At 47.9% G+C, this 25,938-nt stretch carries 25 protein-coding genes; 15 read left to right on the forward strand and 10 right to left on the reverse strand.

Going from position 1 to position 25,938, the window contains the following annotated elements; translation table 11 throughout:
• The first annotated feature begins 49 nt into the window (after nucleotides 1–49).
• From hemE to EOO50_RS01185, 14 genes are all read left to right on the forward strand, one after another.
• Nucleotides 50–1,072, forward strand: a complete 1,023-nt coding sequence (gene hemE, locus EOO50_RS01120) for a uroporphyrinogen decarboxylase (protein ID WP_290837068.1) — start codon at nucleotides 50–52, stop codon at nucleotides 1,070–1,072.
• Nucleotides 1,073–1,306: 234 nt separating this feature from the next.
• Entirely contained in the window at nucleotides 1,307–1,642 is a 336-nt protein-coding gene (locus EOO50_RS01125; protein ID WP_290837070.1) for a hypothetical protein, read from the forward strand.
• A 17-nt stretch (nucleotides 1,643–1,659) separates the two neighbouring features.
• Nucleotides 1,660–2,211, forward strand: a complete 552-nt coding sequence (locus EOO50_RS01130; protein WP_290837072.1) for a GNAT family N-acetyltransferase — start codon at nucleotides 1,660–1,662, stop codon at nucleotides 2,209–2,211.
• Nucleotides 2,201–3,103: an oxygen-dependent coproporphyrinogen oxidase gene (gene hemF, locus EOO50_RS01135; RefSeq protein ID WP_290837074.1), complete on the forward strand. Its 903-nt coding sequence runs from the start codon at nucleotides 2,201–2,203 to the stop codon at nucleotides 3,101–3,103. Before EOO50_RS01130 ends, hemF begins: the two co-directional genes overlap by 11 nt.
• A complete protein-coding gene (locus EOO50_RS01140; RefSeq protein ID WP_290837076.1) occupies nucleotides 3,100–4,053 on the forward strand; it encodes a DUF4421 family protein in 954 nt (317 codons plus the stop codon). The genes hemF and EOO50_RS01140 overlap by 4 nt, the downstream gene beginning before the upstream one ends.
• Nucleotides 4,054–4,055: 2 nt before the next feature.
• Nucleotides 4,056–5,033, forward strand: a complete 978-nt coding sequence (gene hemB / locus EOO50_RS01145; RefSeq protein ID WP_290837077.1) for a porphobilinogen synthase — start codon at nucleotides 4,056–4,058, stop codon at nucleotides 5,031–5,033.
• A gap of 194 nt (nucleotides 5,034–5,227) precedes the next feature.
• Complete coding sequence (locus tag EOO50_RS01150; RefSeq protein ID WP_290837079.1) at nucleotides 5,228–5,602, forward strand: c-type cytochrome; 375 nt, start codon at nucleotides 5,228–5,230, stop codon at nucleotides 5,600–5,602.
• A gap of 156 nt (nucleotides 5,603–5,758) precedes the next feature.
• Nucleotides 5,759–6,127, forward strand: coding sequence for a hypothetical protein (locus EOO50_RS01155; protein ID WP_290837081.1), 369 nt, complete (start codon nucleotides 5,759–5,761; stop codon nucleotides 6,125–6,127).
• Nucleotides 6,127–6,600, forward strand: coding sequence for a methylated-DNA--[protein]-cysteine S-methyltransferase (locus EOO50_RS01160; RefSeq protein ID WP_290837083.1), 474 nt, complete (start codon nucleotides 6,127–6,129; stop codon nucleotides 6,598–6,600). The genes EOO50_RS01155 and EOO50_RS01160 overlap by 1 nt, the downstream gene beginning before the upstream one ends.
• Before the next feature lie 18 nt (nucleotides 6,601–6,618).
• Nucleotides 6,619–6,987 carry a DUF5004 domain-containing protein gene (locus EOO50_RS01165; RefSeq protein ID WP_290837085.1) on the forward strand — a complete coding sequence of 123 codons (369 nt, stop codon included), beginning with the start codon at nucleotides 6,619–6,621 and terminating at the stop codon, nucleotides 6,985–6,987.
• A 2-nt stretch (nucleotides 6,988–6,989) separates the two neighbouring features.
• Nucleotides 6,990–8,147, forward strand: coding sequence for a serine hydrolase (locus tag EOO50_RS01170; RefSeq protein ID WP_290837087.1), 1,158 nt, complete (start codon nucleotides 6,990–6,992; stop codon nucleotides 8,145–8,147).
• Between the two features lie 26 nt (nucleotides 8,148–8,173).
• Complete coding sequence (locus EOO50_RS01175; RefSeq protein WP_290837088.1) at nucleotides 8,174–8,887, forward strand: 3'-5' exonuclease; 714 nt, start codon at nucleotides 8,174–8,176, stop codon at nucleotides 8,885–8,887.
• Nucleotides 8,888–9,498: 611 nt separating this feature from the next.
• On the forward strand, nucleotides 9,499–10,065 hold the full coding sequence (locus EOO50_RS01180; RefSeq protein ID WP_290837089.1) for a dihydrofolate reductase family protein: 567 nt from the start codon (nucleotides 9,499–9,501) through the stop codon (nucleotides 10,063–10,065).
• Nucleotides 10,066–10,131: 66 nt separating this feature from the next.
• Nucleotides 10,132–11,571 (forward strand): nucleoside recognition domain-containing protein, encoded by a 1,440-nt coding sequence (locus tag EOO50_RS01185; protein ID WP_290837090.1) that lies wholly within the window; start codon nucleotides 10,132–10,134, stop codon nucleotides 11,569–11,571.
• A gap of 266 nt (nucleotides 11,572–11,837) precedes the next feature.
• Here EOO50_RS01185 and EOO50_RS01190 read toward each other — a convergent pair whose 3' ends face one another.
• The 4 genes from EOO50_RS01190 to EOO50_RS01205 form a co-directional block, all read right to left on the reverse strand.
• A complete protein-coding gene (locus EOO50_RS01190) occupies nucleotides 11,838–14,186 on the reverse strand; it encodes a glycoside hydrolase family 3 C-terminal domain-containing protein (RefSeq protein ID WP_290837091.1) in 2,349 nt (782 codons plus the stop codon).
• A gap of 21 nt (nucleotides 14,187–14,207) precedes the next feature.
• Entirely contained in the window at nucleotides 14,208–15,317 is a 1,110-nt protein-coding gene (locus EOO50_RS01195; protein WP_290837092.1) for an acyltransferase, read from the reverse strand.
• Nucleotides 15,318–15,347: 30 nt separating this feature from the next.
• The gene (locus EOO50_RS01200) at nucleotides 15,348–16,505 is read right to left on the reverse strand and encodes an esterase (RefSeq protein WP_290837093.1); all 1,158 of its coding nucleotides are present in this window, start codon (nucleotides 16,503–16,505) and stop codon (nucleotides 15,348–15,350) included.
• 139 nt (nucleotides 16,506–16,644) lie between these two features.
• Nucleotides 16,645–17,439, reverse strand: coding sequence for a haloacid dehalogenase type II (locus tag EOO50_RS01205; protein WP_290837094.1), 795 nt, complete (start codon nucleotides 17,437–17,439; stop codon nucleotides 16,645–16,647).
• A 308-nt stretch (nucleotides 17,440–17,747) separates the two neighbouring features.
• Here EOO50_RS01205 and EOO50_RS01210 point away from each other — a divergent pair, with 308 nt between their 5' ends.
• The gene (locus EOO50_RS01210; protein WP_290837095.1) at nucleotides 17,748–18,494 is read left to right on the forward strand and encodes an NUDIX domain-containing protein; all 747 of its coding nucleotides are present in this window, start codon (nucleotides 17,748–17,750) and stop codon (nucleotides 18,492–18,494) included.
• A 111-nt stretch (nucleotides 18,495–18,605) separates the two neighbouring features.
• Here EOO50_RS01210 and EOO50_RS01215 read toward each other — a convergent pair whose 3' ends face one another.
• The 6 genes from EOO50_RS01215 to EOO50_RS01240 all read right to left on the reverse strand — a co-directional run bounded on the left by EOO50_RS01215 (nucleotide 18,606) and on the right by EOO50_RS01240 (nucleotide 25,935).
• Nucleotides 18,606–19,259: a 3-oxoacid CoA-transferase subunit B gene (locus EOO50_RS01215; RefSeq protein WP_290837096.1), complete on the reverse strand. Its 654-nt coding sequence runs from the start codon at nucleotides 19,257–19,259 to the stop codon at nucleotides 18,606–18,608.
• 97 nt (nucleotides 19,260–19,356) lie between these two features.
• On the reverse strand, nucleotides 19,357–20,058 hold the full coding sequence (locus EOO50_RS01220) for a CoA transferase subunit A (protein WP_290837097.1): 702 nt from the start codon (nucleotides 20,056–20,058) through the stop codon (nucleotides 19,357–19,359).
• Between the two features lie 143 nt (nucleotides 20,059–20,201).
• Nucleotides 20,202–22,535, reverse strand: coding sequence for a PBP1A family penicillin-binding protein (locus EOO50_RS01225; protein ID WP_290837098.1), 2,334 nt, complete (start codon nucleotides 22,533–22,535; stop codon nucleotides 20,202–20,204).
• Between the two features lie 3 nt (nucleotides 22,536–22,538).
• Complete coding sequence (locus EOO50_RS01230) at nucleotides 22,539–23,024, reverse strand: gliding motility lipoprotein GldH (RefSeq protein WP_290837099.1); 486 nt, start codon at nucleotides 23,022–23,024, stop codon at nucleotides 22,539–22,541.
• Complete coding sequence (gene ricT, locus EOO50_RS01235) at nucleotides 23,005–24,549, reverse strand: regulatory iron-sulfur-containing complex subunit RicT (protein ID WP_290837100.1); 1,545 nt, start codon at nucleotides 24,547–24,549, stop codon at nucleotides 23,005–23,007. The genes EOO50_RS01230 and ricT overlap by 20 nt, the downstream gene beginning before the upstream one ends.
• 351 nt (nucleotides 24,550–24,900) lie before the next feature.
• Nucleotides 24,901–25,935, reverse strand: a complete 1,035-nt coding sequence (locus EOO50_RS01240; RefSeq protein ID WP_290837101.1) for a radical SAM protein — start codon at nucleotides 25,933–25,935, stop codon at nucleotides 24,901–24,903.
• Nucleotides 25,936–25,938: the final 3 nt, after the last annotated feature.

A 25,938-nucleotide genomic window follows, 5' to 3' on the forward strand; every position in this document is an offset into this window, starting at 1 on the left:
CACATAAAACCTACAAGGTTTTGAAAACCTTGCAGGTTAACCCACACCTATGATAAAGAACGACCTCTTCCTAAAAGCCCTAAACAACGAAACCGTAACCCGCCCGCCAGTCTGGATGATGCGCCAAGCCGGACGTTATTTGCCCGAATTCCGCGCGTTGCGCGACAAATACGACTTTTTCACACGTTGCCAAACACCTGAATTAGCAGCCGAAATCACCGTGCAACCAATCCGAATCGTAAAACCCGATGCCGCGATCTTGTTCAGCGATATTCTCGTCGTGCCGCAAGCCATGGGCATCGAAGTTTTGATGAAGGAAAGCGTCGGGCCGTTTTTACCGAATCCGATCCGATCGGCGAAAGACGTCGATAACGTAATCGTTCCAGATGTAAATGAAACGCTCGGCTACGTTTTCGACGCGATCAAACTGACCAAGGAAATGCTCAACGACGAAGTTCCATTGATCGGTTTCGCGGGTTCGCCGTGGACGATTTTCTGTTACGCCGTCGAAGGAAAAGGCTCGAAGAGTTTCGACACGGCAAAAGGTTTCTGTTTTTCGGAACCGGTCGCCGCTCACATATTATTGCAAAAAATCACCGACACGACGATTGCCTATCTGAAAGAAAAAGTCAAAGCCGGAGTGAATGCTGTGCAAATTTTTGACTCATGGGGCGGAATGTTGTCGCCCGTCGATTACCAGGAATTTTCGTGGCAATACATCAACCAGATCGTCGAGGCGCTCGCTCCGCATACCAAAGTGATCGTGTTCGGAAAAGGCTGCTGGTTCGCGCTCAACGAAATGGGCAAATCCAAAGCGTCGGCATTGGGCGTCGATTGGACGTGTTCGGCGAGAAACGCGCGTTATTTGTCGGGCGGAAGAATCACGTTACAAGGCAATTTCGATCCGTCGCGATTGCTTTCCCCGATCCCGACGATCAAGAAAATGGTCAAAGAAATGATCGACGAATTCGGCAAGGACAATTACATCGTGAACCTCGGACATGGCATTTTGCCGCACATTCCCGTCGATCATGCGAAGGCGTTTATTGATGCGGTGAAGGAGTATAATTGACAATTGACAATTGACAATGGATAATTGATAATTTGGGCGTTCCGGCGGCTTGGTAAAAGCTGATCGCATTTGGCTCGCAAAAAGCTGATCGCATTTTGTTCGCCCAATTCGGCGCGCCTCGGGTACCAAGCCGCCATCGGGCTTTCCGCTACTATCTTTTACCAACCTTGCAGGATTGGCAAAAGGATAGCCGCTGCAATCCCTAACGCGAACTCGTTCAATAACAACGTAAAAATGCCATTAAGCACAAGTCTTAAAAACGAAGAAAACGAACGCATCAACAACATCTTGAAGCAACTCGTCGCGCTTGCGTTTTTGCCTGAGCCGAATTACGACGAACTGTTGGGCCAATTGGCGTTGACGTCAAGCGATCTGGAAACATTTTCGAGTTATGATTTGATCGCGCATTTGGCAAAATTGCATTTTGATTTCACGAATGCCGAAACCTTTGCCGATTTTCTGGCAAGCGTCGGGCAAAAGCAAAAAGCAATCGAATTGTACGAATATATTCAACTGGAAAGCCAAACATTTTCGTTCGCAATCATGAATAAAGTCAACGGTTTGCGATGATATTTTAAATTTTTGACATGAAAACCGCGTTCCAAAACTGGCAACTGAACCAACTGCAAGACATCTTGCCGCGGGAATTCTTTGACCTTATCCAGCGCAACGTCGAACACATAAAAAAGACATTTCCAAAAACGCTCAACAATTGTCTTGACTTAGACAAAACAATTCAATTCCTCGGCGAGAACATCGACAAAGAAGAAAATGGCAGCGGTTACTATTTCTACATCCGAAATCTCGAAACGCGAAAATTGATCGGTTACGTCTGCATCAAAAATGTCGACCGAAACATCATGAAATGTGAGCTCGCGTATTTCGTCGACAAGGATTTTGAGGGAAAAGGCATCATTTCGAAAGCGGTTTCTCAAGTGATAAAATTCTGTTTCGCCGAACTTCGCATGAATAAGATTTTCATCTGTACATCACTTGTAAACCTCGGCAGCCAGCGCATCGCGACCAAACACGGATTCGTGGAAGAAGGCATTTTGCGTTCGGAGTTCAAAAACGGAGATGGAACTTTAGAAGACATAAAATATTTCGGATTGCTCAAATCAGATCACCATGAAAGATAAGTTTTTCGAATTCATACAGGATTTGCAGGATCGCATCACGTCAAAACTCGAACAGATTGACGGCGTCGCAAAATTCCGCGAAGACAATTGGGATCGGCCTGAAGGCGGCGGCGGACGAACGCGCGTGATCGAAAACGGACACGTTATCGAGAAAGGCGGCGTCAACATTTCAGCCGTCCACGGGAAATTGCCCGATACGATGCAAAAGATGTTCAACGTCGGGGATGCTGATTTTTTCGCGTGCGGGCTGAGTCTGGTCATCCATCCCAAAAACCCGATGGTTCCAACCGTTCACGCGAACTGGCGTTACTTTGAAATGTACGACGAGAACGGAAACGTGATCGATTCGTGGTTCGGCGGCGGACAGGATTTGACGCCTTATTATTTGTTCGATGAAGATGCGATCCATTTTCACCAAACATGCAAGAACGCTTGCGACAAACACAATCCTGAATTTTACCGCAAATACAAAAAACAATGCGACGCTTATTTTTGGAATGCGCATAGAAACGAAGCCCGCGGCATCGGCGGATTGTTCTTCGATTATCTAAAAACGACCGACGAAATGTCGATGCAAAACTGGTTCGATTTCGTAACGGAAGTCGGAAACAGTTTCCTTGAAAGTTACGTCCCGATCGTGGAAGCGCGAAAGGATTTGCCGTATTTTGACGACAACCGAACGTGGCAGGAAATCCGTCGCGGGCGTTACGTCGAATTTAATTTGGTGCATGACAAAGGCACGCTTTTCGGCCTAAAAACCAACGGAAGGATCGAATCGATCTTGATGAGTTTGCCGCCGCATGTCCAATGGGTTTACGACCATCATCCCGAACCCGGAAGCGTCGAAGATGATTTGCTCAAGGTTCTCGCCCAACCAAAAGATTGGATATGAAAAACTGGTTCCCGATACTGGCGATCTTGTCGTTCCCGTGCTTCGCGCAACAGGATTCGATCGCGCCGTATTTCCGGGAATTCAAAGACAAGATTTCGACACAGATTTTCTTGCTCAATACCTCGAACGATTTTGAGATCGATTACGAGAACGACGATTTGACCGTCGAGATAATTCCGAATATCAAAACCACGCTTAACATCGGATTCCAATACGATATCGTGTCGTTCAGCGTTGGTTTCGCGCCCAAATTCTTCGCCGACAACCAAGACAACAAAGGCTCGCGGATGACGTCGTTGTCGTTCGAATTCACGCCCGGACGCTGGATGCAACGACTCGAATACTACAACCAAAAAGGTATGACGCTCAAAACCGACGGCGCTCCGGGTCTGTATTTTTCGCGTCTCGAATCCACCAAAATCGGCGGGAGCACGAACTACTTTTTCAACAGGAAGTTTTCGTATCGCGCCATCGCGTTGCAAAACGTGCAGCAATTGCGCAGCGCGGGAAGCTTTTCGGCCGGGTTGATTTATTATTACACGTCGCTCGACGGGAACGACGAACCTGAAATCGAAGGCAAAACGACGTTCCTCGACATCGCATTTACACCCGCATACCATTACAATTGGGTAATCGGGAAACATGTGAATCTGGTCGGCGGATTGTCGATCGGCGCAGGAATTAATTTCATTGACGACGAAGGCGACGACACGACTTCGGCACTTTACACCTCAAGCTTGATGCTCGCTCCGGGCTACAATTCCGATCGATGGTTTTTCGGGGCACATCTGCGGGCCAATTACATGGGGCGCGAGGCAAACAACGGCGTGAACGTGGGCGATTCGATCGTGTATGCGACGGCATTCGTGGGATATCGCTTCGATGCGCCCGAATTCCTGATCTCAAAAACCCAACAAATCAAAAGTAAATTTCTCAAAGAAAATAAATAGATATGTATCCATTCCATAGAAACCGACGCTTGCGTACGAACGATTCGATCCGCTCACTGGTCCGCGAAACGATTCTGACGCCCAACGATTTCATGTTTCCGATGTTCATCGCCGAAGGAACGAACGTAAAAGTCGAAATCCCGTCAATGCCCGGAATTTACCGTCGTTCGCTCGATTTGACGGTCAAAGAGGTCCAGGAATTGTGGTCGCTCGGCATCAAAGCCGTGAATCTGTACGTGAAAGTGTCCGACAATTTGAAAGACAACACCGGGAAAGAAGCGTGGAACAAGGACGGACTTATGCAGCAAGCCATCCGCGCAATCAAGGCCGCGGTTCCTGAGATGATCGTGATGCCCGATGTCGCGCTCGATCCGTATTCGATTTACGGACACGACGGAATTGTCGAAAACGGACAGATAGTGAACGATCCGACAGTCGATGCGCTCGTCCGAATGAGCCTTTCGCACGCCGAGGCCGGTGCCGATTTCGTTGCGCCGAGCGATATGATGGACGGACGCGTATGGTCGATCCGGAAGGCGTTGGAAGAGAATAATTTCCACAACGTAGGCATCATGAGTTACGCGGCGAAATACGCGTCGGCGCATTACGGGCCATTTCGCGATGCGTTGGATTCAGCTCCGGGATTCGGCGACAAGAAAACCTATCAAATGGATTTTTGCAATAGAACTGAAGCGATTCGCGAAGCTTTGCAAGATGTTGAGGAAGGCGCCGACATCGTCATGGTTAAACCCGGGATTTCGTATCTCGACATCGTGCGCGAAGTCAAGAATGCGGTTCACGTTCCGGTCGCGGTTTACAATGTTTCGGGCGAATACGCAATGGTCAAAGCTGCGGCTGAGCGCGGTTGGATCGACCACGATAAAGTGATGATTGAACAGTTGACGTCGATTAAACGCGCCGGCGCCGATATCATTTCTACTTATTTCGCGAAGGAAGCAGCGGTGTTGTTGAATAAGTAAATTAGGATTTGATTTTGCCACGAAGGCACGAAGACACGAAGATTAATCGTTGATCTGATTCGTTAGCCTCCCGAATCAAACCGACTATAATTTCAAGAACAGTTTCAAAACTTCGTGCCTTCGTGCCTTCGTGGCAACAAAAGACAAAAAACAAAAAACTTTGAAACTTTGTCCTCGCGTCAAAAAAAACCAAAATGAAAAAACTAATCCTTTTCTCCTTCCTAACTGCCTTCGCCTGCAAATCCAAAGAAGCGCCCGCCGAAGAAGACTTCCAATACGAAGAAAAAAAATCCCCAATCGAACTTGGGCAACAAATCTTCGAAAGCAAAGGCAATTGCTATTCGTGCCATAATCCCGAGATAAAAATCGTCGGGCCGTCGATCATCGAAATCGCCAAAACCTACAAATCCAAAAACGGCGACATCGTAAAGTTCCTGAAAGAAGAAGCCGAGCCTATAGTCGATCCCGCGAATTACTCGGCGATGAAAGTGAATTTTTCGATTACCAAACGCATGAGCGATGAGGAATTGAAGGCGTTGGAGGCGTATATCTTAAGTTTTTCGAAATGACAGTTTTGGGTTTTAGACCTAACAGGTTTTCAAAACCTGTTAGGTTTAACGAAGCTATCGGGAATCTCTCAAGCGCCATTACATTTTTCACGCATATTTTCCTAAAAAATATCTCATCCGCGCGAAACTTCCTATCTTTATGGAAACCATCACGCTATGCGATTTCAAACACCATTCTCAGCTATCTTGCTGCTGCTCGGCCTCGCGGTTTCGGCTCAACAAAAAAGTACATTTGTAAAACCAGCGTACGTTCCGCCATCCGAATGGTTCTCGACTAGTTCCGATACCGTTCCGACAGCGAAATTCGTTTCGTTGGAATCGGCGATCCGAAACATGTCGGTCGTCTCGAACCCCGACGCGAACCTGCCGAGCGATTACAACTGGAGGAGGGAAATCCGCGCCAATGAGATATTGACCAACGCAGCGTTCCAAATGCGCGCGATCGATTGCCTGGGCCGAATCGTGCAACCTGAAATGAGCGAATTCGTAACCAAACAAGTGCTCATCAATACCGCGTCCCGATAATGCAAACCGCTTTTTTAAAAACGCCGCTCGGTGTCGCCAAAATCGAAGGCGATGAAAACGGTGTTTCAGTGATTTCAATCCTCGACGATGCCGTTGTGATTTCAGAGCGAATTCCGTCTGAACTGGAGCAAGCCGTTTCAGAACTCGACGATTATTTTGCAGGGAAGCGCAATGATTTTTCATTTCCGACAAATCCGAAGGGAACCGAATTTCAAAAGTCGGTCTGGAAAGAACTGCTCCGGATCCCGTTGGGAAAAACCACGAGTTATATGGATTTGTCCAAGAAACTGGGCGATGTGAAAGCGATCCGCGCCGTCGCTTCGGCCAATGGGAAAAACCCGCTGTGGATTGTCGTCCCTTGCCATCGCGTGATCGGTTCCGACGGTTCGCTTACGGGTTACGCAGGCGGATTGTGGCGCAAGAAATGGCTGCTCGAACACGAAACGCCGCCCACGCAGCAAAGCTTATTTTAATCAACCAAATACACCAAAATGAAAAAAATCACCATCCTGTTTTTTCTGCTTTTCGCAGCAACCGCGTTCGCCCAGACTGAAAAGACGCTCATCGGGAAATGGCAATTCTCAGACCTTACCGACACAGGCGATCTCGATGCGCAAAGTGTCGAAATGACGAAAATGATCTTCAAGGATTTCCAGATAGAATTCTCGGCCGACAAAAAAGTAAGCGTGGCCGTAATGGGTAAAACTGAAGGCGGAACCTGGAAAATGTCCGACGAAAAAACACTCGTTATCACCACCGACAAAGGCAAAACCATGAACATGCCGATCAAAAAAATAGACGATAAGGAACTCGTCATAAGTTTCGACGGCAAGGTTACCATGATGTTAAACCGCGTCTGACCATGAAGTTTCTAAAGCGGTTCCTGGTTTTTATAGTGCTTATCGTCGGCCTTGCGATCGCCGCGCTTTATGTGAGCGGAAACGGATACATCACGCGCGCGGTTTGGATCACGTATCTGCATGGTCACAAAACGGCTTATCTCGACGATTACGTCCATTTCGACAATCGTACTATCGCGAAAAGCCCGACGCCCCAGCCGTGGAAAATCGCGAAAGACTACAACAAGATTCCCGGAACCGAAAGGCTTGAAAAACTGCACGAACAAATCGGCTCGGTCGCATTTTTGGTGATCAGGAACGACAGCATTTTGCACGAAAGTTATTACGATGGCTACAAACAAGATTCGCATTCCAACTCGTTTTCGATGGCCAAAAGCATCGTGACGTCGGCACTCGGAAAAGCAATCAGGCAAGGAAAAATTGAAAGTTTAGATACGAGAGTCGGCACGTTCTTTCCTGAATTCCGAGAAGGAAAAGCAATGGAAATGACCGTCGGCGATTTGGCTTCGATGTCGTCGGGACTCGATTGGGACGAGAAATATTACAGCCCGTTCTCGAAAACCACGCGCGCGTATTTCGATTCCGATCTCGACACGTTCATCAAAGGATTGCGCGTGATAAACGATCCCGGAAAAGTTTATCAATACTCGAGCGGAAGCACACAATTACTCGCCATGTGCATCGAAAAAGCCACGGGCGAAGATTTGGCGACCTACGTTTCCAAAAATTTCTGGCAACCGATGGGAGCTGAAAACGACGCATTCTGGCAAACCGACCACGAGAACGGACGCGTGAAAGCCTATTGCTGCATCGCATCAAACGCTCGTGATTTCGCCCGATTCGGAAAGCTTTACAAACAAGGCGGAAAATGGAACGGTGAGCAAATCCTCGACAGCACGTTCATCAAAACCTGCACGACGCCGCGCTTCGTAGAAAGCCCGCAATACGGCTATGGCTGGTGGCTCGCCGACTTTGAAGGCAAGGAAGTGTTTTACATGCGAGGCCATTTGGGCCAATATGTAATCGTAGTCCCACAGGACGATTTGATCATCGTGCGCCTCGGCCACACCGGAAACGTAAACGCCGCATCGAATTATCACAGTACCGATTTTTACGTATATTTGGAGGAGACTTACAAAATGCTTTCGCAAAGAAAGTGATACACGCCATTTAATTTTTATACGCCATGATCCAGAAAATCCCTCTTGAGAACATCCTGTTTCTCGACATCGAAACCGTTCCATTCGAAGAAAACTTCAACAGCCTCGACGACGAGATGAAACTGTTGTGGGAACAAAAAACACAGTATCAACGCCGCGACGAATACACGCCCGAAGCCTTTTACGAACGCGCCGGAATCTGGGCCGAATTCGGACGGATCGTCACGATCTCAGTCGGATATTTCGTGCTAAAAAACGACATCCGAAACTTTCGCGTCACCTCTTTTTTCGGTGAAGAGAAGCAGCTTTTGCAGGAGTTCGCGAATTTGCTGAACGATCATTTCGGTCGCGCCCAGCACATTTTATGCGGGCACAACGCCAAGGAATTCGACATTCCGTTCATCGCGAGGCGCATGATTATTTTGGGAATCCAATTGCCTGAAAAACTCAATCTGTTCGGTAAGAAACCGTGGGAAGTTCCGCACCTCGACACGCTTGAATTGTGGAAATTCGGAGACTACAAACACTTCACATCGCTCAAACTGCTCACGAAAATCCTCGGCATTCCATCGTCGAAAGGCGATATCGACGGAAGCCAGGTTGCGCACGTTTTCTATGTTGAGAAAGACATTGACCGCATCATTACCTATTGCGAAAAAGACGTGATCGCGACGGCCCAGGTTTTTTTGAGGATGCGGCGTGACGAACTTTTGATCGACGATGAGATTCTGCATGTATAATTTCGAATCGGAACTCGCAGATGCTTAACTAACCTTAACTATCTAAACTGCTCAAAAAAAACGCAACGAATTAAAAGTTTCCAATAGCTAATCTAAAGGAGCAATTTCCCGCTGCCCGCTACTAGCTTTCTCAAAAAATCCGGTTTTGCGACGCGTTTTTCAGGCTTCCTTCGGTCGCCCTCAAACTGCGGCAAAACGTGAATTTTTTCTCAAAAGGCTAACCGCTTGCATCGGGGCTGGGAAATCCGTGTCCCCAATTGACGTTGTATCTCAAACTCGACTTCCTTACATTTACGCAACTATGAAAAAATAGTGAAGCCAATTCCACTGCTCCTACTTTTTATAATCGTCGCAGGTTATTTGTGATAAAGTGGATTAATTTACGACACAGTAACGGCTCGAGCGCGAATGTAAAACGATTCGGCACGAAAACTCGACATCGGAGTCGACGAAAAACTTTCGAATTTATCGAACGCTACTTGAGAGTTGCCGTCGAAGATCTTATTGATCGTGCCGACGTCGAAACGCATGTGAAACACAAAAAGGTAATGGGAATCACGCTCGGGCACAAATACAGGCAAAAGCACAACTTGTAACTAAGAATATACGTGATGAGAAAAATTATAGCCGCAATAAACACGACACTTGATGGTTTTTGCGATCACACGGCTGGTTTGCCCGACGAGGAAATCCACAAACACTACGAACAATTGCTTGTCGATTCGGGGGCGATCCTGTACGGACGGATTACATTCGAACTCATGAAATTCTGGCAGGATCTTGTGAAAAATCCGTCTGGTGAAAAATCGATGGACGATTTCGCTTCGGCCATGGATCAAGTCCCGAAAATCGTATTTTCAAATACGCTCGAAACTACCGATTGGGAAAGCGCGACGTTGTCAAAAAAGTCGCCAGGGGAAACTGTTTTGGAACTCAGGCAACAAAAAGGAAAAGATATTCTTATCGGCAGCCGAAGCCTGATCGTGCAACTTACGAACTTGGATCTGATCGACGAATATCAAATTTGCGTACATCCGGTTATTATCGGGGAAGGCTTGCCGCTGTTCGAAAAACTGCACGAAAGGACGGTTCTTGACCTTCAAAAAACGCGAACGCTAAAGTCAGGCGCGATAATTCTTTATTACAAACGCGCCAAGCATCAACCCACAATTCACTAAATTAGCCAAAGCGCAAGAGACGTATATCATGCGCTAATCCGCTAATTTTATAATCCGCTAATTCTCATGGTTCTAAGCAGGTTCTGGCTCGCAATTTTCGTTTCATCGATCGTTTTCATCGTCGTGAGTTTGTTCATCGGAAACAATTATACGCTCGATTTTATCATCAACGGCAAAAAGGACGAACCGATCCTGATCAGCGAGAAATACATGAAAGACCTGCCGGTTTTCTTGCGAGACAGCATCCAAAAGTCTGAGGAAAAAAGCTTTACGATAAACCGTGACACGCTCAATCCCGACACTACTTACGTGTACAAAAACCAAACGGTGAAAGTGTTCAGCGGCATCCAAAAGTCTGACGGTTTACTGCCGACGTGTAAAAATACCATACTCGACCTGATCATTCCATTGATCGCCTATCTCGCGTTCTTTTGCGGATTGATGCAGCTTTTGATCGATTCGGGCGCGTCTGAAAAGCTCGCCAAGAAACTCAGTCCCGTTTTCGTGAAAGTCTTCCCGACGGTTCCCAAAAACCACGAATCCATCTCTTACATGACGCTCAATTTCGCGGCGAATTTCCTCGGACTCGATTCGGCTGCGACGCCATTCGGGCTAAAGGCGATGCAAAGCCTGCAGGAAATAAACCCCGATAAAGACCGCGCGAGCGACGCCCAGATCATGTTCATGTGCCTGCATGCCGCGGGTTTGACGTTGATCCCGACATCGATCATCGGATACCGCGCGGCCGAGAACGCTTCGAATCCCGCCGACGTCATGTTGCCGTGCATCATCACGTCGTTCATTGGGACGATCGCGGCTTTCGTGATTATCGGGATCCGACAACGCATCAATTTTAAAAGCGCTTCGTTAGTCGTTGCGTTGATTACGATCATCGCGGCAATCGTCGGGCTTTTGCTGTATATCAATAACCTTGACCTGATCGGGAAGAACTTCTTCACGTCGAACCTCTCGGCGTTGATGTTGATCGGAATCATTGGGTTCACGCTCGTTTTCGCATTCATCCACGAGAAGAAATTCACGGCTCTCGACACGACGATTTTCGATTCGTTCGTGACGGGCGCGAACAACGGACTCAAAACGGGAATCACCATTTTTCCATACGTTTTGGGAATGCTCGTCGCGATTTCATTGTTCCGCAACAGCGGTTTGTTCGAGATTCTGAGCAATGGCATCGCGTTCGTATTTTCAAACATTGGCGTGAGCAAGGAAATCACCGATTCATTGCCGGTGGCGATGTTGCGTCCTTTCTCATCGGGCGGATCGCGCGGTTTCATGATCGATTCGATGCGCATGTTCGGGCCGGATTCATTCACGGGAAGACTGAGCTGTATCTTTCAATGTAGCGCCGAGACGACGTTTTATGTGATCGCGGTATATTTCGGATCGATAAAAATCAAGAACACGCGTTACACGTTGGGCGCGATGTTGCTCGTTGACTTGATTTGCGTGATCACGGCGATTTTCGTGGCGGGTTGGTTCTTTTAGACGAAAACGTAGTTTTTTGCGATGAACGCGCCAGGGATGGAAGCGATTATCCTTTTTGTGGAACCCTTAAAGGGTTTCAAACCCTTTAAGGGTTAACAAAAAGATAATAGCGGACAGCCCGACCGCGGTTGCGCCCAAAAACAAAAAAAGCACCCCAATCAAAAGGTGCTTTTTCCTGAACAAATTAATTAATCTAACTATTGAAATGAAAAGGTATTAAACGATTTGGGCTGCAACTCGGCTAAAATCGAGGTGAACCAACTTTATCATTTGGACGCCCTGAGTTCGTTTATTGGAGATGAAAGCGCGAACGATTTGTGGGTTTTTTCGACGGTCAGTTCCTTGGCCAAAGTAAACGTTGCTTTTTGGCGGATGTCGGTCGATGAAGCGCCAACTGAAACTACATATTCGCCTTTTTCCGCTACCCAAGCGCTTTTGCTTTCAAGGAAAGACGCCAAATCTTTCGCACGGATCGTCGCGGTCAATGTTTGGCTTTCGCCCGGTTTGAGCGATTTGGTTTTCGCGAACGCTTTGAGTTCGAATTTCGGTTTGTCGATTGATTTGTTCGGCGCCGACAGATAGAATTCGACGACTTCCTTACCATCGGTTTTCCCTGTGTTTTTCACCGTTATGGAAACTGTGACGTGGTCGTAGAATTGTTTGGTGTCGAGTTTCAGGTTCGAATATTCGAACGTGGTGTATGATTTTCCGAACCCAAATTCATACGACGTTTTCACATCGAACGTATTGAAATAACGATAGCCGACGTAAACGCCTTCTTCATACGTCACGTCTTTCGGCTTGTTGGCCGGAGTTCCCGGAAAATTCTTGGCCGATGGCGTATCCGCATATTTCACAGGCCAAGTCATCGTGAGTTTCCCCGATGGATTTACTTTCCCCGAAAACACATCGGCGACTGAATTTCCACCTTCTTGACCCGGTTGCCAAGCGAGCAAAATTGCATCGACCTTGTCTTTCCAGCTCACGGTTTCAATGACGCCGCCAATGTTCAAGATTACGATCACTTTTTTGCCTTTGGCGTGGAACGCTTGGGTTACGGCGTCGAGTAATTTCGTTTCGTCGGCGGCTAAATTGAAGTCGTTGTCTACTTTGCGGTCGGCGCCTTCTCCGGCGTTTCGTCCGATGGTGATGATGGCGACTTCCGTTTCAGTGGCTTTTTTCGCGAGTACGTCGGCCGAGATTTCAAGTTCGGTCAAGCGGTTCGCGAGGAACATGACGCCTTCTTTTTCCTTGCGCGCGACTTCTTCGGCATCGAATTTTTTGACGTATGGCACATAAGCAGTTTTCAAATCACCGTCAATTTTATAACCCGCATTGTTCAATCCGTCCAAAAGCGAGATTGTGTAGGCTTCGTTCACGTTTCCGCTTCCAGTTCCGCCCGAAATAAAGTTGTACGACGTAACCCCGAATACTGAAATCGATTTGTCTTTCGCCGTATAAGGCAAGGCGTTTTTATCATTCTTCAATAACACAATTCCTTCAGCCGCCGCGTCACGCGTGATTTGGGCGTTGGCTTTGAGGTTTGGCGTGTTCGAGAATTTGTATTTTTTCATTGTCGGCGATTCAAGCACCAATTCAAGATTGCGCTTGATGTTGCGGTCGACGTCGGCCTTGGACAATTTCCCCGATTTCATGGCTTCTAACAAAGCCGCTTTCTGTGCCGGAATTCCAGGCATTAGCAAATCGTTTCCGGCGGCGATTTGCGCCACGACATCGCTCGATCCTTTCGTAATCGTTTCAAAACCGTCGAATCCGCCGAACCAATCGGTCATGACCATGCCTTTGTAACCCCATTCGTCGCGCAAAATGTCGGTAAGCAAGTCTTTTCGGGCCGATGTGTAGACGCCGTCAACCAAATTGTACGACGACATGATTGTCCACGGTTGCGACTCCTTTACGACGGTTTCGAATCCACGCAGGTAAATTTCGCGCATCGCACGTTCACTCACATGAGCATTTACGCCCAATCGATTGTCTTCCTGGTTGTTCGCCGCAAAGTGCTTCACCGATGTTCCGACGCCGTTCGATTCGATTCCGTTTACGACGGCAGCCGCCGTTTTACCGGCAACGACCGGATCTTCGGAGTAATATTCGAAGTTGCGCCCGCACAATGGATTTCGGTGAATGTTAAGTGCCGGCGCAAGCAAAACGTCGACGCCGTACTCTTTTGTTTCCTGTCCCATCGCTTTCCCGACACTTTCAATAAGCGGTAGATTCCACGTCGATGCCAATGCAGTCCCAACTGGAAACGCTGTGCAATAATACGTTTTGGAATCGTTTTCACGAATTGGTTTTATGCGAAGTCCGGCTGGTCCGTCGGCCAACACAATCGCCGGAATTCCAAGGCGTTTGATCTCGTATGTCAATCCGGCGGCACCGGGAATCGGGCCTTCATTTTTTCCGGGCGTCGGCGTGATGCCTTCGTATCCGGGCATTCCCGTTCCCATTAGGAAACTTGCTTTTTCGTCATCGGTCATTGCGGCGATTACTTTTTCGATCGGATCTTTGCCCAATTGCGGCAGTTTCTCTTGAGCGATCGCACCGGAAGCCGCGAAAAGTGCCACAGCCGATATTCTTTGTATCTGTTTTTTCATGAGGCTATCAATAATGTTTTTTCAATTTAGTTTTTTGGAAATCCATTTTCGCACGGGTTCATCATAGACTTTCAAACTCGCGTAACCCAAAGCGATAATGGTAACGAATGTGAGCGCGGCCATTGGCAATGCTTCGTCTGCAGTCGGTTTGGAATCGAAAACCCAAGCCGTGTAGACGTAAATCAAAGGATAATGCGTGATGTAAATCGGGTAGGAGATGTCGCCAAGGAATTTACAGACTTTCGAGCCGATTCTGCTGCTGACTTCTCCGCTCGCGCCGACGTAAACAATCAATGGGAAAATGAATACGATGCTCAGCGAATCGTACAAGCCGTTCATCCAAAGCTGGTCTTTTCCTCCGATCCTTGGAAAAGCGAGAACGGCAACGACGAGCAAACTGCACCAAACGAAAGCATTTTTTACGTTTGATAATTTTGAAACTCGGAACAAAAGCAAGCCTGCGAAAAACGGATACAACATTCTCGTAAACCCAATCCGCGCCGATTCCCAGGTAAGCGACCAACCGCCAATGACGTCGCCGCCCGCACTTGTCACCGCGTAATGGATCAACAACACGCCACAAACAACAACGAGGATCGTCAATGCGGTTTTGTTGAATTTCCGCACGCCGATCGCGTACAAAATATTCGCGATATATTCGTAAAACAACGACCAACCCGGGCCGTTCAACGGATGCATTTCGCCCCAACCGCGAATGTCCATCGGCGTTGGAATCGGTAGCAAAGTAAATCCGATGAGCATGATTCCGATGACTTGCCAAACGGGAACATCGGGAATTTTCGGAAATAAAATTGGTGAAGTGCTAAAGTAAAATAAACACGCGCCAACGATCATTCCCATGATGACCATGGGTTGCAATCGGATCAGTCGGCGTTTGAAGAAATCTTTGAGCGTCATTTTTTCCCATCGGTCATCGTACGCATAACCGATGACGAAACCTGAAAGCAGATAGAAAAAATCCACCGCCAAGTAACCGTGATTCACGATCTGGTCCAAATGGCTGGTGGCGTGCGCTTCGAACAGGTGGAAAATCACGACCGTTACCGCCGCGACGCCGCGAAGTCCGTCAAGGATTTGGAAATGCTTTTTTGGTTGTAGGGTTGTTGACATTTTTTTAGCCGCGAATTAGCGAATTATTATTTATTTGAATAATTGCGGTGAGAATTCGGTCAAATAATCTCTCCAGTTGGACCAAGTATGTCCGCCTTGGGTTTCCTTATAAGTGTATTTAAAATTCATGGCGTCGAGCTTTGCGCGGTATTCGTTCGATTGTTTGTAAAGAAAATCGCTGTTTCCAATGGCGATCCAATACAATTTGTAGCCTTTTTCTTTTTGCGTTTTGAGTTTTTGGTCGAAGTTCGCGTAAACCTCGCCCGTCGCGTCTTTGGGTTGCAGTTGGGCCGACGAGAAAACGCCCACATAATCGAACAAATCAGGATTGTTCGCCGAAATCACGAGCGAATGCATCCCGCCCATCGAAAGACCGGCGATCGCGCGATTGGCCTTATCTTTCTTCGTGCGATAATTCGAGTCGATGAATTTTATGACGTCGGGATACGCTTTTTCAGTATTTCCCGACCAGATATCGGGTTGCAGGAAAATCGGTTTGTCCATTTTCGCTGACGATTCTCCGGGAGCCGCGGTTTGGTTCGCGTTTCCGTTTGTCATTATGACGATCATGGGTTTCGCTTTCTTTTCGGCAATCAGGTTGTCCATGATCTGCGACGTGCGGCCAAGTGCCATCCACGCTTCCTCGTCTCCGCCCGCGCCGTGCAGCAAATACAACACGGGATAATTTTCCTTTGACGTTTCGTATCCGGGCGGCGTGTAGATCGTGACACGGCGATTGGTTTTGAGTGTCGGCGAATCATACCAACGGCGCGTTACGGTTCCGTGAGCGACGTCTTTAGTCTTGTAATTGTCGGCTTTTCCATTTCCGATGAGGAAAATATTTACGATAGTCGCTACATCGCGCGTCATGTAGGCATTGTTCGGATCGAGCGTCTTGATGCCGTCGACGTAGAAAGAATAACTGTAAAGTTCCGATGGAAGCGCGGCAGTCGTAAAAGTCCAAACGCCGTTCGCGTCTTTTTTAAGTTCAGCCGAACCCGGAGCGGGCAAGAAATCGCCTTGGACCTTTACCGATTTTGCATCCTTCGCTTCAAGTCGGAACGTGACCGAATTATCGGCGTTTATCTGGGGTGAAATGACTTCCTTTTGTTGCCCGAAACTTACGTTTTCCTGTGCAAAACCGAAGTTGTATAAAAGCAATGCGATTAGGAGATGTGTAATTTTCATCGTTCGTTTTATTTGATTTCGTTAAAATTCAATTCGCTAAAAACGAATTTAACAAAAATGCTTCGAATGGAAGCATTGAATGGGATTTTATTTCGATACCATTCCGCGAAATTCTTTGAATGTCCATCGTCAGATAAAACTATTTCAAGACACAAAGCGATGCCGCTATCTTTTGCAGATCGGGTTCGTTAAATTCAGGTTCGGGAGCCAGTGGAAAGAGTTGTTGGCCTGCACGCGAAATGAAAGCGGTTCGCCATCCGGCCCAAGCTGCACCTGCGACATCCCAGCCGTGTGCCGCCACGAGCAGGCATTCGCGATTTTCAATGTCGAGCTGTTTCGCAGCCCAAGCGTAGGCATCTTTGTGCGGCTTAAATTTTTCGAGTTCCTCGATACTGAGTTGCATGTGGAAAAACTCGGTCAGTCCGGCGTATTGCAATTGGGTTTGAACGGCTTTCTTGGATGAATTCGTGAACGAAACGAGCGTGTAACCGTTTTCCTTGAGTTTTGTAAGGCCGGCGACGACGTCAGGGTGCGGCTGTAAATTCAAAATCGGCCGAACGGCTGCAATCGCGTCGTCTTTCGAAATCTTTATCGAATTGTTCTGTGCCACCATCTGTAGCGCCGCAACACCGATTGCCCCGAAATCATGGTATTTTCCTGAAACCGTCACGACGAGAGAATAGTGAAGCATCGTCGTGAACCATAATGTGGCGAGGTCGGCTTTGTCGCCCAATACGGCGGCGATGCTTTTCTTCACGGGACCGAGGTCCAAAAGTGTTTCGTTTACGTCGAAAAACAAAGCCTTAGGACGTGTAGACGAAGAGGTCGGAGCAGAAGTCAGCGCCTTGTCGTCAGATAAAATTTCGGATGGAAAAACCAATCCGGTCGCGCCAATCGTAATGGCCTGTGTAATAAAACCTCGTCTGTCAATCATTATTGCTTCATTTGGAAGCAATATTATATAATTTTTTTGAGATTTAAATGTATTTCGGTTTGTTTTCGAAATCGCATCGGCCGCAATACCAAAACAAAAACTATTTCGTTTTCGTCAAAGTCTAGTTGTGGCAACACTTTTCGATGGTCAACAGTTCCGTTTTGGTCAGAAAAAAAATGCATCGCGAGCTTAATTTTTTCTCGGTCAATCCAGAAACATCATAAATTTCCTATGGGAATTCTATTTTTGACACTAGCTTTGTCGCTTCTTGTAAAAAAGTATTATCTTCAAAATACGCATCCTATTTTATGAATCTACGTGACCTTTTAATTGAGCGCTCAAAAGAGCATTGGCAGGATTACATTGCGCATTTGTCGATTGACTCGGTCGTTTTCGGTTTCGACAAATCGTCGCTCAAAGTGTTGCTCGCGAAGTTAAAAGACCAGGATTTGTGGAGCCTTCCGGGCGGTTACGTAAAGAAACAGGAAGGTTTGAGAGAAGCGGCTTCAAGGATTTTGAAGGAGAGAACCGGAGCCGAAAATATCTATTTGCAGCAATTCCATACGTTCGGACAGCCGAATCGTTCCGAGGGTTTCTTCTCAGATTATCCCGACGATTTGTGGCACAAACAACGATTCATCTCGATCGCGTACTATGCTTTGGTAAACTTTTCAGATGTTACTCCAGTTACCGACGAATTCTCGGGAGAGTGCCGATGGTGCGACATTTCAGAGATTCCGCCCATGATGATGGATCATCGATTGATTCTCGACAAAGCGCTTATCACCTTGCGAAAACAATTGAATTACAAACCCATCGGATTCAATTTGCTCGACGAGAAATTCACTATGCCCGAATTGCAGAAATTGTATGAAATCATCCTCGGGAAAAAACTGAACCGCGGTAATTTCTACCGCAAAATGTTGCGTTTCGACATTCTCGAAAAACTCAATGAATCACGCAAAGGCGGCGCGCACAAAGCTCCGGATTTATACAAATTCGATATGGTGAAATATCAGGACGCGTTGAAGAATGGGTTGCAGTCTGAATGGTAGAGTAGACGCATGACGCATGACAAACGACGAAGGACTAGCGCCCCATAATTTCGTGCGCCAGTCCTTCGTCGTTTGTCTTTCGTCTTTTGTCTTTCGCCTTTCGCCTTTCGTCTAAATTTGCATTTCCGGAATCTCGCCTTCGATAATCAAATCCGCTTCCGTAGCTTTTATAATGTCGTCGACCGAAACGCCTGGAGCGCGTTCGAGTAATTTGAAACCGTTAGGCGTAATTTCAAGCACGGCGAGTTCCGTCACGACTTTTTTGACGCAACCGACGCCCGTCAACGGCAACGTACAACGCTTCAAGATCTTCGATTCGCCCGCTTTGTTCACGTGCATCATCGCGACGATTATGTTTTCAGCCGACGCGACCAGATCCATCGCGCCTCCCATTCCTTTAACCATTTTTCCGGGAATTTTCCAGTTGGCGATGTCGCCGTTTTCTGAAACTTCCATCGCGCCCAAGATCGTGAGGTCGACTTTTTGGCTTCGGATCATCCCGAAACTGAACGACGAATCGAAGAAACTCGCGCCTGCCAAAGTCGTGATGGTTTGCTTTCCTGCATTGATAATGTCGGCATCTTCTTCGCCTTCAAACGGAAACGGACCCATTCCGAGCACGCCGTTTTCACTTTGGAATTCGACCGAAATATCCTCGCGTACGTAATTTGCGACCAATGTCGGAATCCCGATGCCCAGGTTTACGTAATAACGATCTTGTACTTCTTTCGCGATGCGTTTCGCTATATCTTCTTTTGTCAACATCTGTCGGTTGATTTTGAAATGTGATTCATGAATTTTGGTTGCTGATGAAATTGGAACTCAAAATGATGACACGCACCATTTCCAAATTTCCAAATTTTCAAATTCTCTTTCGAACCGTCCGTTGCTCAATTCTCTTCTCAAATTTTTCACCCTTGAAAATGCGTTGGATCATGATCCCCGGAATGTGGATTTCATTCGGATCTAAACTTCCCACGGGCAGCAATTCCTCAACTTCGGCAATCGTAATTTTCGCGGCTCCGGCCATTGGCGCGTTGAAATTTCGCGCGGTTCCTTTGAATATCAGGTTTCCGGCTTCGTCGCCTTTCCAAGCTTTCACGATCGAGAAATCGGCTTTGAACGCTTCTTCCATGATGTGCATCTTGCCGTTGAATTCGCGTGCTTCCTTGCCTTCGGCGACTTCGGTTCCGTAACCTGCGGGCGTGTAGAATGCGGGAATTCCGGCTTGTGCGGCACGGCATTTCTCGGCCAAAGTTCCCTGGGGCGTGAGTTCGACTTCGAGTTCGCCCGACAACATCTGGCGTTCGAATTCGGCATTTTCACCTACGTAAGACGAAATCATTTTCTTGATTTGCTTCTTCTGCAGCAAAAGTCCGAGGCCGAAATCATCGACGCCCGCATTGTTCGAAATGCACGTGAGTTCTTTGGTTCCTTTTTGCACGAGTTCGGCGATAGAATTTTCAGGAATGCCGCAAAGCCCGAAACCGCCGAGCATGATCGTCATTCCATCGGCTATTCCGTCAAGCGCTTCGTGTACCGAGTTTACTTTTTTGTTGATCATATCTAAATGTCGACCGAAGTCTAAAAGTTGTTGAAGGGTTGTAACGGTTGCAAAATTACGTTTCTCAATCGATTTCGCATAAAAAAGAATTCCGTCGGATGAAAAATTTCATAACGACGGAATTTTATGTTAAACCCAACGAATTACTGTATCGTAAACTCGTCCGTATCTTGGGCCGTGCTGTCGACGACTGCAGTCGAATCTTTGACGACCGGCGCATAGCAATCTACTTTTATGGAAAGGTTGGACGGCCTTTCGAATCCTTTCGTGGAAACGTCGAGGTCTTTGTCTTCGTAGCATCGTTTCATGAACATTCCCCAAATCGGTAACGCGGCGACCGCGCCTTGACCGTAGGTGATGCTTTTGAATCGCGCCGATCGGTCTTCACATCCGACCCAAACTCCCGTCGCCAGATTCGGAACCATTCCCACGAACCAACCATCGGATTGATTCTGCGAAGTTCCCGTTTTTCCCGCGATCGGATTCCTGAAAACATACGGATAACCCGTAACGCGCTCGTAACCGTAACCGCCGCCTTGCGTCCTCAATCGAACACCCGAGCCGCTTTCGGTCACACCTTCGAGCAATCGGATCACGGCGAATGCGATGTCCTTGTTCAACACGTCGTGCGATTCGGGCATCGGTTCGTAAACCAACGTTCCGTTCTTGTCTTCAATGCGCGAGATGAACTGCGGCTTCATGTAAACGCCTTGGTTGGCGAACGTGCTGTAGGCCGCGACCATGTCCATGACCGTAATTTCGACGGCTCCGAGTGCGATCGAAGGCTGCGCAGGAATCTCAGATTTTACACCGAGTTTGTGCGTCAGATCGATCACGGCTTCAGGCCCGACCTTATCGATCAGTTTGGCCGACACCGTATTTATCGACAACGCAAGCGCTTTTTTAAGCGTTACCATGCCGCGATATTGGTGATCGGAATTGTTCGGCGTCCATGTCTCGGTCACGTGATGGCGACCTTTCGGGATCGTGAACGGCGCATCGAGAATCGAGTCGCAAGGCGAATAATTGGCCTGTTCGATCGCCGTCGCATACACGAACGGTTTGAACGTCGACCCGACCTGGCGCGCACCTTGCCCGACGTGATCGTACTGGAAATACTTATAATTCACGCCTCCGACCCAAGCCTTGATATGGCCGGTTCGCGGTTCCATCGACATCATTCCCGTTTGCAGGAAACTCTTGTAATAACGGATAGAATCCGTCGGCGTCATGATCGTATCGCGATCGCCTTTCCAAGTGAAAACGGTCATTTTGGTTTTGACGTCGAACGATTTTATGATGTCGTCCTCGCTCTTTCCCTGGCCTTCCATTTGTCTCCAGCGTTCCGATGTTTTCATCGCCGACATCATGATCTTGTCGGTTTCCGCTTCCGACAATTTCACGAACGGACGGTTCTTGTTGTCTTTTTGCTGCTTGTCGAATTCCTGTTGCAGGTTCGCCAAGTGTTTCGCAACGGCTTCTTCAGCATATTCCTGCATGCGCGAGTCGATCGTCACGTAAATTTTGAGTCCGTCGCGGTAAATATCGAAATCCGAACCGTCGGGCTTCTTGTTTTCCTTGCCCCAGGTTTTCATCCAATCGCGCAGGTATTCGCGGAAGTACGTCGCGGTTCCTTCGTTGTGGCTTTCGGGTTTGAAGTCGAGTTTTATCGGTTTTGCCGCGTATTGTTCTTTTTCGCCCTCATTCAAATAACCGTTTTTGACCATTTGGTGAAGCACGATATTGCGGCGTTTGAGCGCACGTTCCGGATGTGTTTTTGGGTTGTAACGCGACGGCGCCTGCAACATGCCGATCAAAGTCGCAGCTTCGTCAACAGTTAGGTTTTTGGGTTCTTTGTTGAAATATACTTTTGAAGCCGATCGGATCCCATACGCATTGCTCACGAAATCGACCGTGTTTAAATAGTGTGCAAGAATTTCATCTTTCGTATACTGACGCTCGAGTTTCACGGCGATGATCCATTCTTTCGCTTTCTGGAGAATACGCAACGGCAAGAATCGCGAACCTTCGCTTCCGTGGAATAAGTTCTTGGCAAGCTGCTGCGTGATCGTACTTGCGCCTCCGCTTGTTCCGAGCGTGAAAACGGCGCGCATCGTTCCGCGTGCATCGATTCCCGAATGTTCGTAGAAACGTTCGTCTTCAGTCGCGACCAGCGCGTTCACCAAGTGTTTCGGCAAATCGTTGTAACGAACAGGCGTTCTGTTTTGGTTGTAGAATTTCCCGATGGTTACGCCGTCCGATGAAATGATCTCGGTCGCCAGGTTCGAATCCGGATTCTCGAGATCTTCAAAGTCGGGCATCTTCCCGAAAACGCCCCAGGACGCCAACAGGAAAAATATTGCCAACGCTCCGAGTCCGTAGAATAGGAATTGCCAAAATTTACGTTTGTAAAACGCCACATCGCGATGCAGCCAATTTTTTTTAGGTACGATTTTCTTTGGGATGTATTTTTTCATGACCTATTTTGTTGATTCTATCCTGAAACCGACTTCGGTTATTCCTTCAAGCTTGTCGACGCCCGACACTTTGCCGTTCTGCCGTACCGCCTGACGGATTTTTACCTTATAGTTACCTTTTGGGAAACGCACGTTTTCCTTGTAGAACAATTTGTTTTCCTTGATGTCCGAGAAGCCGTCGCCGAGCAGATTGCCTTCAGCGTCGGTCATTTCATATTCCAGCGTATCGACTTTTACGACACCTTTCGGCTGTTCCATCGACACGATCAAAAACAGGTTACTGAATTCGTATTTGTCGTTGTCGCGCACGTTCACGAACAAATTGTAGTTTTGCGTCTCGGCCAATTCGGGCAAGTCGAACGACACTATCGAATCTTTGTGCCAGCTGCTTCCCACGCTTTTGTACTCGTCGAACACGCGCTTCTTGTCGCACGAAATCACGGCGAGCGCAACTAAAATGAGAATCAGATTAGCCTTGAGGTTGGTCATTGTTGCCTTTTTTATCGTCGTTGCGACCGCGGTTCCTGTTGCGGTTGCGGTTGTTTCTGCTCTTATTTTGTCCTTCGCCTTTCGGTTGTCCTTCGCGGTCTTGCGCCTCTGACGGTTTCGTTGCGTCGGCGGGACGGTTTTCACCTTTCGGCGCGTTGTTCGGACGCTCTCCGCGCGGTTTATCTTGCTGCGGTCTGGCGCTGCGCTCTCCTTGCGGCCTGTTTCCTTCAGGCTTGCTTCCTTCAGGTCTCGGTGCGCGTTCACCTTGTGGCCTGTTTCCTTCGGGCTTTTTGCCTTCAGGTCTCGGGCCGCGGCTGTCGCGATTGTCGCGTTGGCGGTTATTCGGATTCGGTTTCGTTGTTGGCGCCGCGCCTGCCGTTTCCACGCGATCACCTGCGCCGCGTTTCTTGCTGCGGCTTTTGTTGCTGCGCTTGGGCTGGTCGAAACGCGTAAGGCTTTCCTGCCCGACGACGTTCGTGAATTCGGTTTTTGCCTCGACTACGATTTCCACCGCATAATCCTCTAACGAAGAAACTTTGCGTTTCTGTTTGTTCTCGGCAACTATTTCTTTGACCTGTTCGATTTTCAGCGTGTGCCAGTTCGCGAAACTATCGGTGTAGGCGAACCACATGAGGCCTTTGAAGATGTCTTGTTTTTGGCAGATCGCGTCGCCTTTTTCGGTCTGTAACTTGGTGTCGAAATCCGGAAATTCCTGCAACGCGTCCATATACGTATCGAGCTCGTAGTTCAAACAACACTTGAGTTTTCCGCATTGTCCCGCGAGTTTTTGCGGGTTCAAAGACAGTTGCTGGTAACGCGCCGCCGACGTATTCACGCTTCTAAAGTCAGTCAGCCAAGTCGAACAGCACAATTCGCGTCCGCACGATCCGATGCCGCCCAAACGTGCCGCTTCCTGCCTGAAACCAACCTGTTTCATCTCGATGCGAATCGAAAATTCACGAGCGAAATCCTTGATCAATTGTCTGAAATCCACGCGGTCGTTCGCCGTGTAATAGAACGTCGCCTTCGATCCGTCGCCCTGGAATTCGATGTCGGAAATCTTCATTTCGAGTTTAAGCGAGATCGCCAATTCACGCGCCCGAACCTTCATCGGTTCTTCCTTGTCGCGCGCGTTCGACCAGATGTCGATGTCCTTTTGGGACGCTTTCCTGTAGACTTTAAGTACTTCAGGCCCGTTTGGATTCGCGCCTTTTTTCTTCATTTGGATCTTGACCAATTCGCCCGTAAGTGTCACGATCCCGACGTCATGGCCCGGGGAAGCCTCGGTGGCCACGATGTCGCCGATACTCAATGTAATTTTTTCGTGATTGCGGTAGAACTCCTTTCGGCCGTTCTTGAAACGCACCTCGACACAGTCAAAAGGCGCTTCACCATTGGGAAGATTCATGTTTGCCAGCCAGTCGAAAACTGTCAGTTTATTGCAACTGTCAGTCCCGCACGTGCCGTTATTTTTACAGCCTCCCGGAGCACTGCTCGATGAGGTTGAACAAGTTGTACATGCCATATTTTATATATTGATCGCGGATTTCCGCTACGTTTCAAAAGTGAATTGCGGGTAAAGATAACGTTTTAGTCGTAAAGTCGAAAGTCAGGAAAGTCGTAAAGTCAAAAGTCGTAAAGTCAAAAGGCTCATCGCGGATTTCCATCGATTTTTGGGCGTTCCGGTAGTCAACAAAACCAGCGACCAAGGCCTTGTTTTGTAAAAACTCCCGTCGGGCTTTCCGCTCTTATCTTTTTGTCGCACTTCGACAGGGTCAGCGTGGCAAAAAGGATAACCGCTGCAATCCCTAACGCGGACGTCAAACCTAACGAAACGAATCAATGAAAATCCGCGTCATCTGCGTTCCCGAAAAAATCAGTTTATCTCAACCGAATAATTCAACATATTCCTGTTCTCCGACTCCAATTTCGCCCTCGAAACAAACACGTTGCGAAACAATTCAAAACTCCAGTTCGTGCGCTTTCGCCAATCGCCGAACGTCTCATTCCTCCAATCGAAATCTTCTTTCCAAACTTCTCTCGGCGACACATAAAAATACGTGTACGGAATCAGGTACGAACTGTCGTTGGTCGATTTTACCTTGAGCGATTCGGTTTCATTCCGGCTTACCGATTGCGGATAAAGCAACGTGATGTTTCGTTTTTCAGCCTCGCTTTTCATGCCCGACGAAATCCTCGCGTAATCAGTTTCAATCTTCTTCAAACTGAAATTGTCGTATGTCGTTTCCCCGATCTTATCGATCGGACGCAACTGGATGATGTTAATCGCGTATTTCCCAAACACGTCGAAAAAACCGGAAAGCTCGTGGAAATTATCTTCGTTGAACGTGTAATTCATGCGAAGTCGCATATTCGGAAATTGCTTTTTCACATCGGTGATCGCTTGCAAAATCTCATTGAATTTCTCGAAATCGCCTTTGTCCATCAAATCCTCGTACGTTTCCTTTTTCACGCCGTGAACTGATAAAATGATCTCGTCCAATCCGGCGTTCGCGAACTCGAGAATGTCGTTCGCATCGATCAGATTCCCGTTCGTGATCATCGAAATGTACGGAACGCCGTGCTGCTTGGCAAGTTCAATGAGTTGGACATTGTGCTTGAAAAGTGTCGGTTCGGCCCCGCATCCGATTTGTAATTTCAGAGCGTTTTTAAAAATGGATTTCGCCATCGGCTCCAGATCGTCCTGCTTGAACATGCCCTTCATGTTCTTGCGCACGAAGTCGGCGTCAGTAAAATAACACATCTTGCAGCGCAAATTGCACGCGAGAACCGGATCCATCTGAATCGACAAATATCGCTTGTCCAAAACGCTCAAAAGCCACAGCCCAAGAAACTTGATGCGGTGGCTTTTGATGCGCTGGTTGAGTTTTAACAGGCGATAGATGTCCATGGA

Source organism: Flavobacterium sp., from assembly GCF_004211145.1.
Lineage (GTDB): Bacteria > Bacteroidota > Bacteroidia > Flavobacteriales > Flavobacteriaceae > Flavobacterium.

What these genes read in the sequence shown, in the direction of transcription:
- hemE (WP_290837068.1), top strand. Translation starts at nt 50, where the DNA reads ATGATAAAGAACGACCTCTTCCTAAAAGCCCTAAACAACGAAACCGTA.
- EOO50_RS01125 (WP_290837070.1), top strand. Translation starts at nt 1,307, where the DNA reads ATGCCATTAAGCACAAGTCTTAAAAACGAAGAAAACGAACGCATCAAC.
- EOO50_RS01130 (WP_290837072.1), top strand. Translation starts at nt 1,660, where the DNA reads ATGAAAACCGCGTTCCAAAACTGGCAACTGAACCAACTGCAAGACATC.
- hemF (WP_290837074.1), top strand. Translation starts at nt 2,201, where the DNA reads ATGAAAGATAAGTTTTTCGAATTCATACAGGATTTGCAGGATCGCATC.
- EOO50_RS01140 (WP_290837076.1), top strand. Translation starts at nt 3,100, where the DNA reads ATGAAAAACTGGTTCCCGATACTGGCGATCTTGTCGTTCCCGTGCTTC.
- hemB (WP_290837077.1), top strand. Translation starts at nt 4,056, where the DNA reads ATGTATCCATTCCATAGAAACCGACGCTTGCGTACGAACGATTCGATC.
- EOO50_RS01150 (WP_290837079.1), top strand. Translation starts at nt 5,228, where the DNA reads ATGAAAAAACTAATCCTTTTCTCCTTCCTAACTGCCTTCGCCTGCAAA.
- EOO50_RS01155 (WP_290837081.1), top strand. Translation starts at nt 5,759, where the DNA reads ATGCGATTTCAAACACCATTCTCAGCTATCTTGCTGCTGCTCGGCCTC.
- EOO50_RS01160 (WP_290837083.1), top strand. Translation starts at nt 6,127, where the DNA reads ATGCAAACCGCTTTTTTAAAAACGCCGCTCGGTGTCGCCAAAATCGAA.
- EOO50_RS01165 (WP_290837085.1), top strand. Translation starts at nt 6,619, where the DNA reads ATGAAAAAAATCACCATCCTGTTTTTTCTGCTTTTCGCAGCAACCGCG.
- EOO50_RS01170 (WP_290837087.1), top strand. Translation starts at nt 6,990, where the DNA reads ATGAAGTTTCTAAAGCGGTTCCTGGTTTTTATAGTGCTTATCGTCGGC.
- EOO50_RS01175 (WP_290837088.1), top strand. Translation starts at nt 8,174, where the DNA reads ATGATCCAGAAAATCCCTCTTGAGAACATCCTGTTTCTCGACATCGAA.
- EOO50_RS01180 (WP_290837089.1), top strand. Translation starts at nt 9,499, where the DNA reads ATGAGAAAAATTATAGCCGCAATAAACACGACACTTGATGGTTTTTGC.
- EOO50_RS01185 (WP_290837090.1), top strand. Translation starts at nt 10,132, where the DNA reads ATGGTTCTAAGCAGGTTCTGGCTCGCAATTTTCGTTTCATCGATCGTT.
- EOO50_RS01190 (WP_290837091.1), bottom strand. Translation starts at nt 14,186, where the DNA reads ATGAAAAAACAGATACAAAGAATATCGGCTGTGGCACTTTTCGCGGCT.
- EOO50_RS01195 (WP_290837092.1), bottom strand. Translation starts at nt 15,317, where the DNA reads ATGTCAACAACCCTACAACCAAAAAAGCATTTCCAAATCCTTGACGGA.
- EOO50_RS01200 (WP_290837093.1), bottom strand. Translation starts at nt 16,505, where the DNA reads ATGAAAATTACACATCTCCTAATCGCATTGCTTTTATACAACTTCGGT.
- EOO50_RS01205 (WP_290837094.1), bottom strand. Translation starts at nt 17,439, where the DNA reads ATGATTGACAGACGAGGTTTTATTACACAGGCCATTACGATTGGCGCG.
- EOO50_RS01210 (WP_290837095.1), top strand. Translation starts at nt 17,748, where the DNA reads ATGAATCTACGTGACCTTTTAATTGAGCGCTCAAAAGAGCATTGGCAG.
- EOO50_RS01215 (WP_290837096.1), bottom strand. Translation starts at nt 19,259, where the DNA reads ATGTTGACAAAAGAAGATATAGCGAAACGCATCGCGAAAGAAGTACAA.
- EOO50_RS01220 (WP_290837097.1), bottom strand. Translation starts at nt 20,058, where the DNA reads ATGATCAACAAAAAAGTAAACTCGGTACACGAAGCGCTTGACGGAATA.
- EOO50_RS01225 (WP_290837098.1), bottom strand. Translation starts at nt 22,535, where the DNA reads ATGAAAAAATACATCCCAAAGAAAATCGTACCTAAAAAAAATTGGCTG.
- EOO50_RS01230 (WP_290837099.1), bottom strand. Translation starts at nt 23,024, where the DNA reads ATGACCAACCTCAAGGCTAATCTGATTCTCATTTTAGTTGCGCTCGCC.
- ricT (WP_290837100.1), bottom strand. Translation starts at nt 24,549, where the DNA reads ATGGCATGTACAACTTGTTCAACCTCATCGAGCAGTGCTCCGGGAGGC.
- EOO50_RS01240 (WP_290837101.1), bottom strand. Translation starts at nt 25,935, where the DNA reads ATGGACATCTATCGCCTGTTAAAACTCAACCAGCGCATCAAAAGCCAC.